General features: G+C 76.4%; 10 protein-coding genes, 1 pseudogene and 1 riboswitch. Of the genes and pseudogenes, 6 read left to right on the top strand and 5 right to left on the bottom strand.

Annotated elements, in window-relative coordinates:
* Positions 1 to 17: 17 nt before the first annotated feature.
* Positions 18 to 1,505 carry a PrsW family intramembrane metalloprotease gene (locus OG799_RS31295; protein WP_406040281.1) on the bottom strand — a complete coding sequence of 496 codons (1,488 nt, stop codon included), beginning with the start codon at positions 1,503 to 1,505 and terminating at the stop codon, positions 18 to 20.
* 22 nt (positions 1,506 to 1,527) lie between these two features.
* Positions 1,528 to 1,648: riboswitch (SAM riboswitch) on the top strand.
* 51 nt (positions 1,649 to 1,699) lie between these two features.
* On the opposite strand from OG799_RS31295, the gene OG799_RS31290 reads away from it, so the two are divergent.
* Positions 1,700 to 3,013, top strand: a complete 1,314-nt coding sequence (locus OG799_RS31290) for an aminotransferase class V-fold PLP-dependent enzyme (RefSeq protein ID WP_406040279.1) — start codon at positions 1,700 to 1,702, stop codon at positions 3,011 to 3,013.
* Positions 3,014 to 3,019: 6 nt separating this feature from the next.
* On the opposite strand, the gene OG799_RS31285 is transcribed toward OG799_RS31290, so the two are convergent.
* Entirely contained in the window at positions 3,020 to 4,282 is a 1,263-nt protein-coding gene (locus OG799_RS31285) for an FUSC family protein (RefSeq protein ID WP_406046461.1), read from the bottom strand.
* A gap of 58 nt (positions 4,283 to 4,340) precedes the next feature.
* Here OG799_RS31285 and OG799_RS31280 point away from each other — a divergent pair, with 58 nt between their 5' ends.
* Entirely contained in the window at positions 4,341 to 4,979 is a 639-nt protein-coding gene (locus OG799_RS31280; RefSeq protein ID WP_406040277.1) for a metal-dependent phosphohydrolase, read from the top strand.
* Positions 4,980 to 5,028: 49 nt separating this feature from the next.
* On the opposite strand, the gene OG799_RS31275 is transcribed toward OG799_RS31280, so the two are convergent.
* Positions 5,029 to 5,346, bottom strand: coding sequence for a DUF4031 domain-containing protein (locus tag OG799_RS31275; protein WP_406040275.1), 318 nt, complete (start codon positions 5,344 to 5,346; stop codon positions 5,029 to 5,031).
* Positions 5,347 to 5,412: 66 nt separating this feature from the next.
* Here OG799_RS31275 and OG799_RS31270 point away from each other — a divergent pair, with 66 nt between their 5' ends.
* The gene (locus tag OG799_RS31270; RefSeq protein WP_406040273.1) at positions 5,413 to 6,813 is read left to right on the top strand and encodes an FAD-binding oxidoreductase; all 1,401 of its coding nucleotides are present in this window, start codon (positions 5,413 to 5,415) and stop codon (positions 6,811 to 6,813) included.
* A gap of 58 nt (positions 6,814 to 6,871) precedes the next feature.
* Here OG799_RS31270 and OG799_RS31265 read toward each other — a convergent pair whose 3' ends face one another.
* On the bottom strand, positions 6,872 to 7,312 hold the full coding sequence (locus OG799_RS31265) for a hypothetical protein (protein ID WP_406040271.1): 441 nt from the start codon (positions 7,310 to 7,312) through the stop codon (positions 6,872 to 6,874).
* A gap of 163 nt (positions 7,313 to 7,475) precedes the next feature.
* Positions 7,476 to 9,293 (bottom strand): glycerol-3-phosphate dehydrogenase/oxidase, encoded by a 1,818-nt coding sequence (locus OG799_RS31260; RefSeq protein WP_406046460.1) that lies wholly within the window; start codon positions 9,291 to 9,293, stop codon positions 7,476 to 7,478.
* 79 nt (positions 9,294 to 9,372) lie between these two features.
* Between OG799_RS31260 and OG799_RS31255 the strand changes: the two are divergent.
* The 3 genes and pseudogenes from OG799_RS31255 (at position 9,373) to OG799_RS31245 (ending at position 13,262) form a co-directional block, all read left to right on the top strand.
* A pseudogene (locus OG799_RS31255) lies at positions 9,373 to 11,929 on the top strand (S8 family serine peptidase).
* A gap of 61 nt (positions 11,930 to 11,990) precedes the next feature.
* Complete coding sequence (locus tag OG799_RS31250; protein ID WP_406040269.1) at positions 11,991 to 12,926, top strand: GNAT family N-acetyltransferase; 936 nt, start codon at positions 11,991 to 11,993, stop codon at positions 12,924 to 12,926.
* Between the two features lie 93 nt (positions 12,927 to 13,019).
* A complete protein-coding gene (locus OG799_RS31245; protein WP_406040267.1) occupies positions 13,020 to 13,262 on the top strand; it encodes a hypothetical protein in 243 nt (80 codons plus the stop codon).
* Positions 13,263 to 13,280: the final 18 nt, after the last annotated feature.

Here is a 13,280-nt window from a genome sequence, read left to right as displayed (position 1 = left end):
CCGGCGGCCGGAAGCGGTCAGGCGCCGGGGGGCCAGGGCGCGGCAGGTCGAGGGCCGTACCAGCCGGGCGGGCCGTAGCCGGCCGGATAGGCCGGGGGCGGCGGCGGGGCCAGCACCACCGGGATCGGCACCACCGGCTCGTCCGGCGCCGATACCGCCCGCTGCGACCCGTCCGGGAACCGCAGGTGGTAGCGCTGCCCGTCCCAGACCCCCACCGGCGCCTGCGGGTCCCGCCCCACGAAGAAAGACCGGTACGCCGCAATGGCCTCCAGCAGCTCCCGTTCCTCCCGGGCCGTCCGGTCCCGGTCGGCCTGCTTGCGGTCCAGGCCCCGGCGCATCCCGTCGCGCAGCAGCGCCAGCCGGGTCGCCGCGAACTGGTAGCCGCGCATCGCCTTCACCCCGCCGTCGCCGGCGATCCGGCGGGCCCAGGTGCGGGCCGCGTGCCGCCGGCCCAGGCTGCCCAGCGCCGCCACCTCGGGCGGGGTGAGCCAGCCGGCCCGCACGTAGTCCGGCAGGGTCCGCTCGGTGAGCCGCCCCTCCCAGGCGCGCAGCCAGATCGCCAGGCCCACCATGCCGAAGAAGATCGGCACCATCACGCCGAGGTAGCCGTACAGGGCGATCAGCGGCTGGCCGGTGGCCGCGGCCAGCGACGGCAGCAGGTTCCAGGTGCCGTGCAGCATCATCGCCAGCAGCAGCCCGGCGATCGGGGCGAGCACGCGGACCCGCCGGTCGGCCGTCCGCGCGGCGATGCCCAGACCCACCCCGGTCATCGAGGTGAACAGCGGGTGGGCGAAGCCGAAGATCAGGATCCGGACGATGAAGATGGCGATCACCTGGCGGGCGCCGGTCGCCGGACCGTACTCCTCGACTCCCGTGCGGTAGCCGTAGCCGCCCAGGTAGAGGATGTTCTCCACCATGGCGAAGCCGATCGCGGAGAGCCCGCAGTAGACCAGGCCGTCGGTGATCCCGGACCACTCCCGGCGCCGGAAGATCAGCAACAGGATCGGCCCGAGCGCCTTGGTCAGCTCCTCGATGAACGGGGCGACCAGCACGGCGGTGAGCGCCGTCGGCAGCCCCCAGTTCTTGAACAGCAGGGCGGAGCCCTCGTTAACCAGCAGTGAGATGGCCGTGGAGACGAACGCGCCCCAGGCGAAGCAGAAGATCAGGTACTTGAGTGGCTCCGGCTCGTAGCGGTCCAGCCAGAGGAAGCAGGAGACCAGCACCGGCACGGGCAGGACCGCCGCGACCACGCCGACCAGCAGCGCTGTAGGGCCGAGGCTGGAGCCGAGTGTGTACAGCATGAACACCCCGCCGGCGGCGATCAGCAGGACGACCCCGGCGAGCACCAGGAACCGCCGCCAGCCGAGCCGGCGCAACGGCATCCGGGGGGTCGCCGTGCCCGGTGGCGGGGCGGCGGGCGCGGTCGGCGACGGCGGGGCTCCGCCGGGCGGGTTGTCGGCCATGCGGTCAGCGTAGTCACCCGCGCCCCTCTGGTCCGGCCGCATTCCGGCCGCTATGCTGCCGGCAGGTCACGAGCGCCAGCGTCAAGCCCCGGCTTGCTGGCCGGCAACCCTCGTCGAGTTCGCGGTGGGGTGCCCCGGGTGATGACCGGGCCCAGCCCGAACGGCGTGCTGGGCAAGCGCGGACCCCGTCCCGGTGCCCACACCCCGGGGTCCCCTGGGCTCCGGAGGTTCCTCCCATGACCGTCACCCTCGTACCGTCGCTGCCCGCACTGCCCGCGCTCCCGGACCGGCCGGCCGCCGCCGACCCGCTCGGCGTGCTCGGCGTACCGGGTCAGATCAACCTCGATTACGCGGCCAGCGCGCCGTGCGCGCGGGCCGCGGCCGACGCGGTGGCCGAGCTCCTGCCCTGGAACGCGAGCGTGCACCGCGGCGCCGGCGCGCTGTCGCGGCGCTGCACCCTGGCCTACGAGCGGGCGCGGCAGACGATCGGCGACTTCCTCGGCGCCCGCGCCGAGGACCACGTGATCTTCACCCGGAACACCACCGACGCGGTCAACCTGCTGGCCCGGGCGCTGCCCTCCGGCACCACCGTGGTCACCTTCGCCGGGGAACACCACGCCAATTTGCTGCCCTGGCCGCGCGGCTCGGTCCGGCTGCCGGTGCCGGAGAGCCCCGCCGCGGCGGTCCGGGCGCTGGACGCCGCCCTCAGGGAGCTGCGCCGGGTGAGCCCGGGGAGCGAGCCGGCCCCGCGCCCGGGGGCCACGGTGGCCGCCGGGCCGCCGGTGCTGGTCGCGGTGACCGGCGCGAGCAACGTGACCGGTGAGCGGTGGCCGGTGGCCGAGCTGGCCCGGGTCGCCCACCGGCACTCCGCCCGGATCCTGGTGGACGCGGCCCAGCTCGCCCCGCACGCGCCGGTCGACCTGGCCGCGCTGGACGTGGACTACCTGGCGCTCTCCGGCCACAAGCTGTACGCGCCGTTCGGCGCCGGGGTGCTCGTCGGGCGGTCGGACTGGCTGGATGCCGCCCCGCCGCACCTGGCCGGCGGCGGCGCCACCGGTCACGTCGGCGCGGCCACCCACGACGTGCGGTGGGCCACCGGCCCGGCCCGGCACGAGGCCGGCACCCCCAACCTGCTCGGCGCGGTCGCCCTGGCCGCCGTCTGCGCCGCGCTCGCCGGGGCCGACCGGGACGCGCTGCACGCCCGCGAGCAGCGGCTGCTGGCCCGGCTGCGGGCCGGGCTCGCCACCCTGCCGCACGTGGTGGAGCTGCGCACCTTCGCACCCGAGGCGCCCCGGGTGGGGATCGTCTCCTTCGTGGTGGCCGGACGGGATTCCGCCGAGGTCGCCGCCCACCTGGCCGCCGCGCACCAGATCGGGGTCCGGGACGGGCTCTTCTGCGCCCACCCGCTGGCCCGGCGGCTGCTCGCCGAGGCGGCGGCGCGCAGCCGCCGGCAGGACCTGCCGCCCACCGCGCTGCGGGCCAGCATCGGCCTCGGCAGCACCGCCGCCGAGGTGGACCGGCTGGTGGACGCCCTGGCCGCGCTCGGCTGAGCGGGATCACCCGACCGGGGGCGCCGTCGGCGGCTTCGGGGCGCCCTCCTGCTCGGCCTGGCCGCTCGGCGGCTGTTCCCCGCCGCCGAACGCCTGCCGGACGAGCCGGTTCGCCTCCTCCTGCTCGATGCCGGAGGCGACCATCAGGTCGCTGGCGGTGGTACGCACCTGGGCGATCACCACGCTGCCGGAGAAGCCCACCCCCTGCGCGTACGCCCGGCCGGCCTCGCTCACCGCGCGCAGCGACCGCTCACGGGCCTTCTCCGGCTCCTCGCCGACGGCGAACTCGTGCCGCAGCATGCGGACCGACTCGGCCAGGTGGGCGATCGCGTCGGGCATCGGCTCCGGGACCGGCTCCTCGTCCTCGACCATGGTGACCGAGCGACGGATCAGGGTGCCGCTGTTGCGCATCGCCCGGTCGATCGGGTCGGCCGCCTCGGCGTAGTGGGTCAGCTCGCTGCGCCGGTGCCAGCGGGCCGGGGAGAGCGTGCTGGTCTCCTTGGCCCCCTCGATCGCCTCGGTGAACGCGGCCAACTCCTCCTTGTTCTCCCGGAGCCGTTCCAGCGCGCGCTGGGCGCTCTGCCGGTCCCGGTTGCGCAGCGCCTCGGCGGTGACGTCCAGCTGCCCGGCGAGCAGGTCCAGCGCCGGCCGGGCGGCCCGGTTGATCACCCGGAGCGGGTTGAGCGGCAGCAGGATCGCGGTCACCAGCAACGCGATGCCACCGCCGATGAACGCGTCGACGAAGCGCGGTATCTCCAGGTTCTGGGTGGACGGGCTGAGCGTCACGATCAGCACCGCGGTGGCGGCGGCCTGGATCACGATGGCCACGCTCGCGCCGAAGAAGATGGTCAGCAGGATCGCGGCCGTCACCACCAGCCCCAACTGCCAACCGCCGGCGCCGAGCAGATAGATCAGGAAGTCACCGAGGGCGACGCCGACCGCCACCCCGACGATCAGCTCGACGGTGCGGCGCAGCCGCTGGCCGACGGACGCGGCCAGCGTGCCGACCGCTGAGATCGGCGCGAAGACCGGCTGCGGGTTGCCCAGCAGCTGGTGGGAGACGATCCAGGCCAGTGCGGCGGCCAGCCCGGCCTGGACGGCCAGGCCCATCGCCATCCGGACCCGGTGCAGCCGGTCGTGCAGGGTGGCCTTGCTCCGGTGCCGTAGCTGGTCCAACGCCTCGGCGATCCGTGCCGCGTCGACGTCCACCATCCCGTTCTTCCAGGAGGTGCGACGCACGAACGACGGTCGGTCCCGGGCCACGGCCATGGCGGGGACTACCCGCGTCACACCCGGTGATTCCTCGCCGTGGGGCAGACTGCACCGGGTGGGAGAGCTGATCGAGCGGTGGCGGGACGCCGCCCGGGGCGCCGGGGCGACCGACCCGGCCGGGGTCGACCGGGCCGGGCAGCGGCTGCTGGCCGGTTGGCGGGAGCCGCACCGGCACTACCACACGGTGGACCACCTGACCGCCGTGCTCGACGTGGTCGACGGCCACGCGGCGGTCGCCCGCCGCCCCGACCTGGTCCGGCTGGCCGCCTGGGGCCACGACGCGGTCTACGACCCGCGGGCCGGCGGCGACGCCAACGAACGGGCCAGTGCGGCCCTCGTGGGCACCCTCCTCGCGGACGCCGGGCTGCCGGCCGGGACGGTGGCCGAGGTCCGCCGGTTGGTGCTGCTCACCGCCGGCCACACGGTGGCCGACGACGACCCGGACGGCGCCCTGCTCTGCGACGCCGACCTGGCCGTCCTGGCCGGCCCACCACCGGTGTACGACCGCTACGCCGCCGCCGTCCGCCGCGAGTACGCCCACGTCCCCGATCCGGCCTTCCGCGCCGGCCGGGCGGCGGTCCTGCGCTCGCTGCTGACCCTCCCGGCCCTCTACCGCCTCCCCACCCTGCGCTCACGCTGGGAAGCCGCCGCCCGCACCAACCTCAGCCGCGAGCTCACCACCCTCCGTCCCTGACCCCCTGGTCCGTCGATCTTGCAGTTGGTGTCGGGGCGAAAAGGGTGAATCAGCCCAGATCAGCGACCGGAAGTGCAAGATCGCGGCGGGGGTGGGGTGGGCGGGGGCGGGTGAGGTGCTTGGGGCGGCGGAGGCCGACGTCGCGGAGGAGGCGAGCTATCTCGCGGGTGGGGACGACCTGGGCGCCGAGGTACACGGCCATGGGGAAGCGCTCGGCGGGGAGGTCGTAGTGGTCCCGGTCGAAGCCGCGGCGGGGCGCGCCCAGCGCCTCGGCGAAGGCGTGCAGCTCGGCGAAGGAGACGTCGCTGATCAGGTGCGACCAGAGCCGTCCCCGCCAGGGCACGGCCGGCCGGTCCAGATACAGCATGGCGGCCAATCTAACGCGCCGGACGCGCGGTTGATGATCAGGTTGGGGCGACTTAGCCTTCCCGGCATGGCCGACAACCCCCTCCTCGACGACCTGCGGGCCGCGCTCGGCGACGCCGCCGTCCTGACCGACCCCGACCTGCTCCGGATGCACGAACGGGACGAGGCCGACCTCTGCGCCGCCGGCACGCCGCTCGTGGTCACCCGGCCCCGGGACACCGCGCAGGTCGCTGCGGTGGTCCGGGCGGCCGCCCGGCACGGCGTACCGGTGGTGCCGCAGGGGGCGCGGACCGGGCTGGCCGGCGCGGCGAACGCGATCGACGGCGCGGTGGTGCTGAGCACCGTCGCGATGGACCGGATCCTGGAGATCGACCCGGTCAGCCGGATCGCCGTGGTGCAGCCCGGCGTGGTCAACGCGGCGCTGGCCGCGGCGGTACGCGAGCAGGGCCTCTGGTATCCGCCCGACCCCGGCTCCTGGGAGTCCTCCACCATCGGCGGCAACGTCGCCACCAACGCCGGCGGCATGTGCTGCGTCAAGTACGGCGTCACCACCGAGTACGTGCTCGGCCTGACCGTGGTGCTCGCCGACGGCGAGGTGCTGCGCACCGGCCGGCGTACCGCCAAGGGGGTCGCCGGGTATGACCTGACCCGGCTCTTCGTCGGCTCCGAGGGCACCCTCGGAGTGATCACCGAGATCACCGTCTCGCTGCGGCCCGCGCCCGAGGAGTCGCTGACCCTGGTCGCGGTCTTCGGCTCCACCGCGGCCGCCGGGACGGCGGTGGCCGGGATCGCCGAGCGTGGGCTCACCCCGAGCCTGCTGGAACTGCTGGACCGGACCCACCTGGCGGCCATCGAGGCGTACCGGCCGATGGGGTTGCGCACGGACGCGCAGGCGCTGCTGCTGGCCGCCGTGGACACCGGTTCCCGGGCCGCCGAGGACCTGGCCCGGATCGCCGGGGTGTGCGAGGCGGCCGGCGCCGTCGAGGTGTGGACGGCCACCGACGCGGTGGAGGCGGCGGCCCTGCTGCAGGCCCGCCGGCTGGCCCACCCGGCGATGGAGAAGTTCGCGGCGGACGCCTTCCCCGGCGGCAACGGCGGCCTGGTGATCGACGATGTGGCGGTGCCCCGCGGCTCGCTCGCGGCGCTGCTGGACGGGGTGGCCCGGATCGCCGCGGAGTGCGCCGTGCCGATCGGCGTGGTCGGGCACGCGGGCGACGGCAACATGCACCCGAACATCGTGGTCGACCGGGCCGACCCGGCCAGCGTCGAGCGTGGCCGGCGGGCGTTCGACGAGATCATGCGGCTGGGTCTGGAACTGGGCGGCACCTGCACCGGGGAGCACGGCGTGGGGCTGCTCAAGCGGGACTGGCTGGCCCGGGAGATCGGCCCGGTCGGGGTCCGGGTGCACCGGGCGATCAAGGCCGCGCTGGACCCGGCGGGCCTCCTCAACCCCGGCAAGGTGCTCTGACCCGCTCGGGTCGGCCCGGACGGTCAGGCCGCCGGGACGCGGCCCGGCCGGGCGGCGGTCAGCCGCGGACCTCGGCCGGCGTCGCCTGGGTGAGCAGCAGCAGGATCTGGTCGGCGACCGGGGGACGGTCCTCACCCGGGCAGTCCTGCGAGGTGATGGTCAGGCCCGGCGGGATGAGCAGGGTGGAGGTCAACGCGTCGATGCAGGCCAGCTTGTAGTGGCGGGCCTCGTCGGTCTCCGTCGCCAGGCCGGGGTCGGCCAGCATCTGCTGCAACCGCTGCACCTGGTCCGGGGCGAGTTCGCCGGTCGAGTTCACCCCGTCGCCGGCGCAGTCCCGACAGGCCCACCTGCCGTTCGGCTCCACCTCCAGGGTCCGGACCGGGCCGTCCGCGCCGAGCTTCTGCACCAGGGAGACCCGGCGTGTGCCGGCGGGCGGCGCGCCCCCGCCCGAGGGTGTGCCCCCGGGCTGCGCCGTGGCCCCCTCGGCCGGCTCGAACACCGAGCAACCGGTCAGGGCGACCGCCAGCAGAACACCGGCCGAAAATAGGATGACGCGCGACCTTGATGGGCGAACCACGCACGGCAACCTACCCCACCGTAGGTTTGGCCGGTACCCGCCGACCGGTCGGGCGCCGAGCGCCGACCGGGACCGGACGGATCGGCTACCGGGGGGACGAGGAGGGTTCGACGACGTCGCCGTCGACCCCCCGGTCCGCCGCGAACCCCCGAACGTCGGGGGCCCCGAGCCGGGCCGCGTCCGCCGCCACGTCGTCCGGCATCAGCTGCGACTGCCGCTCGGCGTCCACCCGCGCCCGGTAGTGCGCCACCTCGCGGGCCCGGGTCGCCTCGTCCCAGCCGAGCACCGCGCCCATCAGCTCCGCGGTGTGCTCCGCCGAGTCCAGGCCGCGGTGGCTGGTCTCGAAGGAGATCCGGGTACGCCGGGTCAGCACGTCCTCCAGGTGCAGCGCCCCCTCGGCCCGGGCCGCGTACGTCACCTCGGCGGCCAGGTATTCCGGCGCGCCGGCCAGCGGGGAACCCTGCAGCGGGTCCGCGTCGATCAGGGCGAGCAGGTCGCGGGTGAGGGTGCCGTACCGCTCCAGCAGGTGTTCGACAACCCCGACCGGGACGCCGTGCCGGCGGGCCAGGTCGGCCCGGTCCCGCCACGTCGCCGCGTACCCGTCGGCGCCGACCAGCGGCAGGTCGGCGGTGCGCGACGGGCGGGTCCAGCCCAGCCGGTGGACCGCCCGGTCGACCACGTCCGAGGCCATCACCCGGTACGTCGTGTACTTGCCGCCGGCGACCAGCAGCAGCCCCAGCATCGGCTCCACCACCGCGTGCTCCCGGGAGAGCTTGGAGGTGGAGTCCGCCTCGCCGGCCAGCAGCGGGCGCAGCCCGGCGTACACGCCCTCGATGTCGGCAGTGGTCAACGGCCGGTCGAGCACCGTGTTGACCTGTTCCAGCAGGTAGTCGATGTCCTTGGCGGTGGCCGCCGGGTGGGACCGGTCCAGCCGCCAGTCGGTGTCGGTGGTGCCGATGATCCAGTGGCCGCCCCACGGGATGACGAAGAGCACACTGGTGGCGGTGCGCAGGATCAGCCCGGTCTCGCCGGTGATCGCCGAGCGGGGCACCACCAGGTGGACGCCCTTGGAGGCCCGGACCCGCACGCCGGGACGCAGCCCGACGTCGTTGAGCATTCGGGACATGTCGTCGCTCCACACACCGGTGGCGGCGATGACCGTGCGGGCGCGTACCTCGAACTCGGCGTCCGGTGAGCCGGCGGGCGCCTCCAGGTCGCGGACCCGGACCCCGGTGACCTCGCGGGCCTGGCGGATCAGGCCGACCGCCCGCGTGCTGGTCACCACGGACGCGCCCAGGCTGGCCGCGGTCCGCGCCAGCGTCACCACCAGCCGGGCGTCGTCGACCTGGCCGTCGTAGTAGCGGATCGCCCCGGCCAGGGCGTCGGCGCGGAGGCTGGGGAAGATCCGCCGGGCACCCTCGCGGGTCAGGTGCCGGTGCAGCGGCATGCCGCGCCCGCCACCGAACACACCGGCGAAGGCGTCGTACGCGGCCACGCCGGCCCCGTAGTAGGAGCGCCGGAAGAATCGCCCGGGCAGGTCCCGCAGCCCGCGCCCGGCGGGCAGCGGGACCAGGAACGGCACCGGGCGCACCAGGTGCGGCGCGAGTCGGGTGGCGAGCAGCCCCCGCTCGGTCAGCGCCTCGTGGACCAGGTGGAACTCCAACTGCTCCAGGTAGCGCAGGCCGCCGTGGATGAGCTTGCTGGACCGGCTGGAGGTGCCGGCGGCGTAGTCCCGCGCCTCCACCAGCGCCACCTTCAGGCCGCGGGAGGCGGCGTCGAGGGCGGCGCCCGCGCCGGTCACCCCACCGCCGATGACCAGCACGTCGAACCGCTCGGCGCGGAGCCGGCGCAGGTCGTCGGCGCGGCGGGTGACGGAGAGCTGGCCGGCCGCGGATCGGGACACGTTGGGGTCGCGCACCCGTCCACGGTAACCGTCCGGGCGCTCCGGCGACATGTGCCCTCGGAGCCGTACCGTGATCGGCATGGAGATCGGTCCCCCGCCGCCCGCCGGTCCGCCCGTCCCGCCGCCGGCTCCCGCTGCGGACCGGACGGGCCCGTGGCCGGTCGTGGCGGCGGTGCTGGTCGGCGGGTGGACGGCGCTGGTGACCGTGCTCGGGCAGGTGATCGGCTGGGCGATCGACCAGGCGGTGCTTGTCGCCGGCCTGGACCGGACGCTGCCGGTCTGGCCGCTGGTCGCCCTCGGCACGGTGCTGCTGGTCGGCGCGCCCGCGCTGGCGCTGGCCGTGCTCCCCCGCTCACCGGCGGTGCGGGCGACCGGCCGGCTCTGGCTGGCCGGGGCGCTGGCGCTGGGCGCGCTGACCCTGCTGCGGGCGGTGCCGCCGGTGCACCAGGAGGCGTACCTGGCCGCCCTGGCCGCCACCGCCGCGCTGCTGGCGGTCGTCCTCGGCCGGCTGGCCCGCGGCCGGCGCGCGCCGGCCCCCGGCCCGGACCGGGTCGACGCGGCGGCGCGCCCGGACGGCGCCGGGACCGGCGACCCGGCGGCCGCGGCGCCGGACGCGTTCGACGCCGCCGGCGCCCGGCCGGGGCCGGACGTCCCGGGATCCGTGGACGGCCGCCTGGCGGTCCGGCCGGTGACCCTGCTCGCGGTCGCGGCGGGGCTGGCCCTGCTGCTGCCGTGGGCGTGGGTGGGCGCGCTGGGCGGCCTGCTGGAGACGCTGCTCGCCGGGCTCGCCGCCGGCGCGCTCGGCGTCCTCGCCGGGGTGCTGCTCGACGCCGCGTTCTGGGCGCGGTTCACCGTCGACGCGCCGCCTCGGCCGGCCCGGCTGGTGCTGGTCGGCGGGCTCGTCGCCGGGGTCGTCCTGGCGCTGCTCGCGGCCGGGGCCGGGCAGTCCGGCGCCCAGCTGCCCGCGCTGTTCCTGCTGCCGCCGCTCGGCTTCGTGCTGGCCGCGCTGCACGCGACGGCCGCCCGCACGGGCCGGCCGCTCGGCCGCGCCCCGGTGCGCTGGCTGGTCGGGCTCGGCGTGCTGGGCCCGCTGGCCCTGGTCGACCCGGAGGAGCCTCACGGTGCTCCTCGCGACCAGCCGCGACGTGCCGTTCTGGGTCGCGGTCGCGACGGGCGTCGCGCTCGCCGTCGCGGTGCTGCTCGCCGTCGGGTACGGCGTCCTGCTGGCCCGCCCGCGCGCCGGCACGCCGCGCCGCCGGGTGGCGGGGGTGGTCGCCGCGACCCTGCTCGCCACGGTCGCGGTGGTGTACGTGGTCCCCGGGCAGCCCGGCCTGCACGGCGACCGGCTGCTGGTGGTGCTCCGCGAGCAGGCCGACCTGAGCGGTGTCCCGACCGGGGCGCCCGGTCGGGCCGGCCGGGACGCCCGGGCGGCCGAGGTCTACCGGCGGTTGGTGGCCACGGCCGACCGCACCCAGGCGGGCCTGCGCCGGGAGCTGACCCGGTTGCGCCTGCACCCGACGCCGTACTACCTGGTCAACGCCATCGAGACGGACGGCGGGCCGGCGGTGCGGGCCTGGTTGTCCGGCCGGCCCGAGGTGGCCCGGGTGCTGGTCAGCCAGCGGTTGCGCCCGCTGCCGGCGGCGGCCCCGGCCGCCCGTGGCACGCTGCCCGCGCCGGCCGGACCGGCCTGGAACATCTCGCTGATCGGCGCCGACCGGGTCTGGTCGGAGCTGGGCGTGACCGGCTCGGGCGTGGTGGTCGGCGCCTCCGACTCCGGGGTGGACGGTGGGCATCCGGCGCTGGCGGCGGGCTTCCGCGGCGGCGGCGACTCCTGGTACGACCCGTGGGCGCACACCCGCACCCCGAACGACCAGGCCGGGCACGGCACCCACACGGCGGGCAGCGCGGTGGGCCGGGACGGGATCGGCGTCGCCCCCGGCGCCCGCTGGGTGGGCTGCGTCAACCTGGACCGCAATCTGGGCAGCCCGGCGCGCTACCTGGACTGCCTGCAGTTCATGCTGGCGCCCTTCCCGTTCGGCGGGGACCCGTTCACCGACGGGCGGCCGGCCCGGGCCCCGGACGTGCTGACCAACTCGTGGGGCTGCCCGCCGATCGAGGGCTGCGACGCCGGTGCGCTCCGGCCGGCCACCGCCGCGCTGGCCGCGGCCGGCATCCTGGTGGTCGCGGCGGCCGGCAACACCGGCCCGTACTGCGGCTCGGTGGCCGACCCGCCGGCGCCGTACCCGGGTGTGCTGACGGTGGGCGCGGTGGACCGGGCGCGGCAGCTCACCCGCTTCTCCAGCCGCGGGCCGGTGGCCGGCGGGGCGGCGAAGCCCGACCTGGTCGCGCCGGGCGCGGACGTGCTCTCCGCGTTCCCCGGCGGGGGTTACGCCACGCTGGCCGGCACCTCGATGGCCACCCCGCAGGTGGCGGGGGTGGTGGCGCTGATGTGGTCGGCGAACCCGGCGCTGGTCGGGGACCTGGAGCGGACCCGGCGGATCCTCCGGGACACCGCCACCCCGGCCAAGGTCCGGCCGGACGACCCGACGGCGCGCCGCTGCGGCGGCGACGCGGACCTGGTCGGCGCCGGCCTGGTCGACGCGTACGCCGCCGCCCGTGCCGCCCGCGCCGGGTGAGCGGGGTCCGAGCCGATCCGACGGTGCCGCCGGGCGGGCGGATGACCTAGGGTCGGCCACCATGGACGTGGAGATCATCGAGCTGGCGCCGGACCGCCTGCCCGCCGTCGTCGAGCTCTGCCGGCGGGCCCTCGACCTGCCCGAGGATGCCGCCGAGGCGCCGGCCATCCTGGACGCCCTGACCACCCGGGCGGCGGCCGACCGCCCGGTGCTGCTGGTGGGCGCGGTCCGCGGGGCGGAGCTGGTCGGGGCGCTCGTCGGGTCGATCGGGCAGCGGGACCCGCGGCTCGGCCACGTCGACCTGGTGGCGGTGGCGCCGGAGGAGCGCCGCCGGGGCGTCGGGCGGGCCCTGCTGGCCGAGGCGGAGCGGCGGCTCGCCGGGCTGGGCGCGGTCGAGCTGCTGCTGGCCGGGAACCCGCCGTACTACGCCTGGCCGGGCATCGACGTGCGGTACACGCCGGCGGTCTGCGCGGCGCGGCGGCTCGGCTACCGGCAGGACCGTACGGCGTGGAACATGACCGCGGACCTGTCGGCGGGCTCCGCGGCGCTGCGCTCCACGGAGGCCGCCGAACGCCGGCTGACCGGCCAGGGCGTCACGGTACGCCGGGCCGAGCCGGCGGACCTGGCCGCCCTGGCCGCCTTCGCCCGCGCCACCTTCGGCGGCACCTGGGACGGCGAGCTGGCCGGCTCGGTGGGGCGGCCGGGCGCGGGCGCGCACCTGGCGGAGCGGGACGGCGAGATCCTGGGCTTCGCCGCGTACGGCTCGTCCCGGCCGAGCTGGTTCGGGCCGATGGGTACGGCCCCGGCGGCGGAGGGCTCCGGCATCGGCGGGGTGCTGCTGCGCCGCTGCCTGCGGGATCAGGCGGCGGCCGGGATCGGCGCGGCGCAGATCGGCTGGGTGGGACCGGTGCCGTTCTATTCGGGAAGCGCGGGCGCGCGGATCGAGCGGGTCTTCTTCCTGTACCGGAAGGCGATCGGCGGGCACCCGGTCGGATAATTAAAGGGGCGAAAAGGATATAGACGCCAATAATGCCATTCACCCGCCCCGGTCATCGACCCCGGCCTACGGTTGCCCGTAGAGGAGGCAGCCATGACCACGGATGACGAACGGACCGACGACCAGCCCGCGAGCTGGCCACCGGTCGGTGAACTCCCCGGGCAACTGCCGTTCGACCGGCTCGACTACGGCGACGCCGAGCAGCTGGCGGAGCTGGCCGGCGCCGACACACCAGCCGCCGAGGAGACCCGGCAACCGGTCGACGAGCCGGTCCGGATCCCGCCGCCGTACGACCGGACGAACAAACGACGCAATCAGCGGCCACTGCCGACGTGACGGACGGAAAGGGGGCGG

It is taken from the genome of Micromonospora sp. NBC_00898 (assembly GCF_045207895.1).
GTDB lineage: Bacteria > Actinomycetota > Actinomycetes > Mycobacteriales > Micromonosporaceae > Micromonospora.
The sequence above is the reverse complement of the archived record's forward strand: the minus strand, read 5'-3'. Positions and strand labels throughout refer to the sequence as shown.

Excerpts from the sequence above, each read along its gene's own strand:
- OG799_RS31275 (WP_406040275.1), bottom strand. The coding sequence starts at position 5,346 with ATGCTGTATCTGGACCGGCCGGCCGTGCCCTGGCGGGGACGGCTCTGG.
- OG799_RS31285 (WP_406046461.1), bottom strand. The coding sequence starts at position 4,282 with ATGGCCGTGGCCCGGGACCGACCGTCGTTCGTGCGTCGCACCTCCTGG.
- OG799_RS31245 (WP_406040267.1), top strand. The coding sequence starts at position 13,020 with ATGACCACGGATGACGAACGGACCGACGACCAGCCCGCGAGCTGGCCA.
- OG799_RS31270 (WP_406040273.1), top strand. The coding sequence starts at position 5,413 with ATGGCCGACAACCCCCTCCTCGACGACCTGCGGGCCGCGCTCGGCGAC.
- OG799_RS31295 (WP_406040281.1), bottom strand. The coding sequence starts at position 1,505 with ATGCGGCCGGACCAGAGGGGCGCGGGTGACTACGCTGACCGCATGGCC.
- OG799_RS31290 (WP_406040279.1), top strand. The coding sequence starts at position 1,700 with ATGACCGTCACCCTCGTACCGTCGCTGCCCGCACTGCCCGCGCTCCCG.
- OG799_RS31250 (WP_406040269.1), top strand. The coding sequence starts at position 11,991 with ATGGACGTGGAGATCATCGAGCTGGCGCCGGACCGCCTGCCCGCCGTC.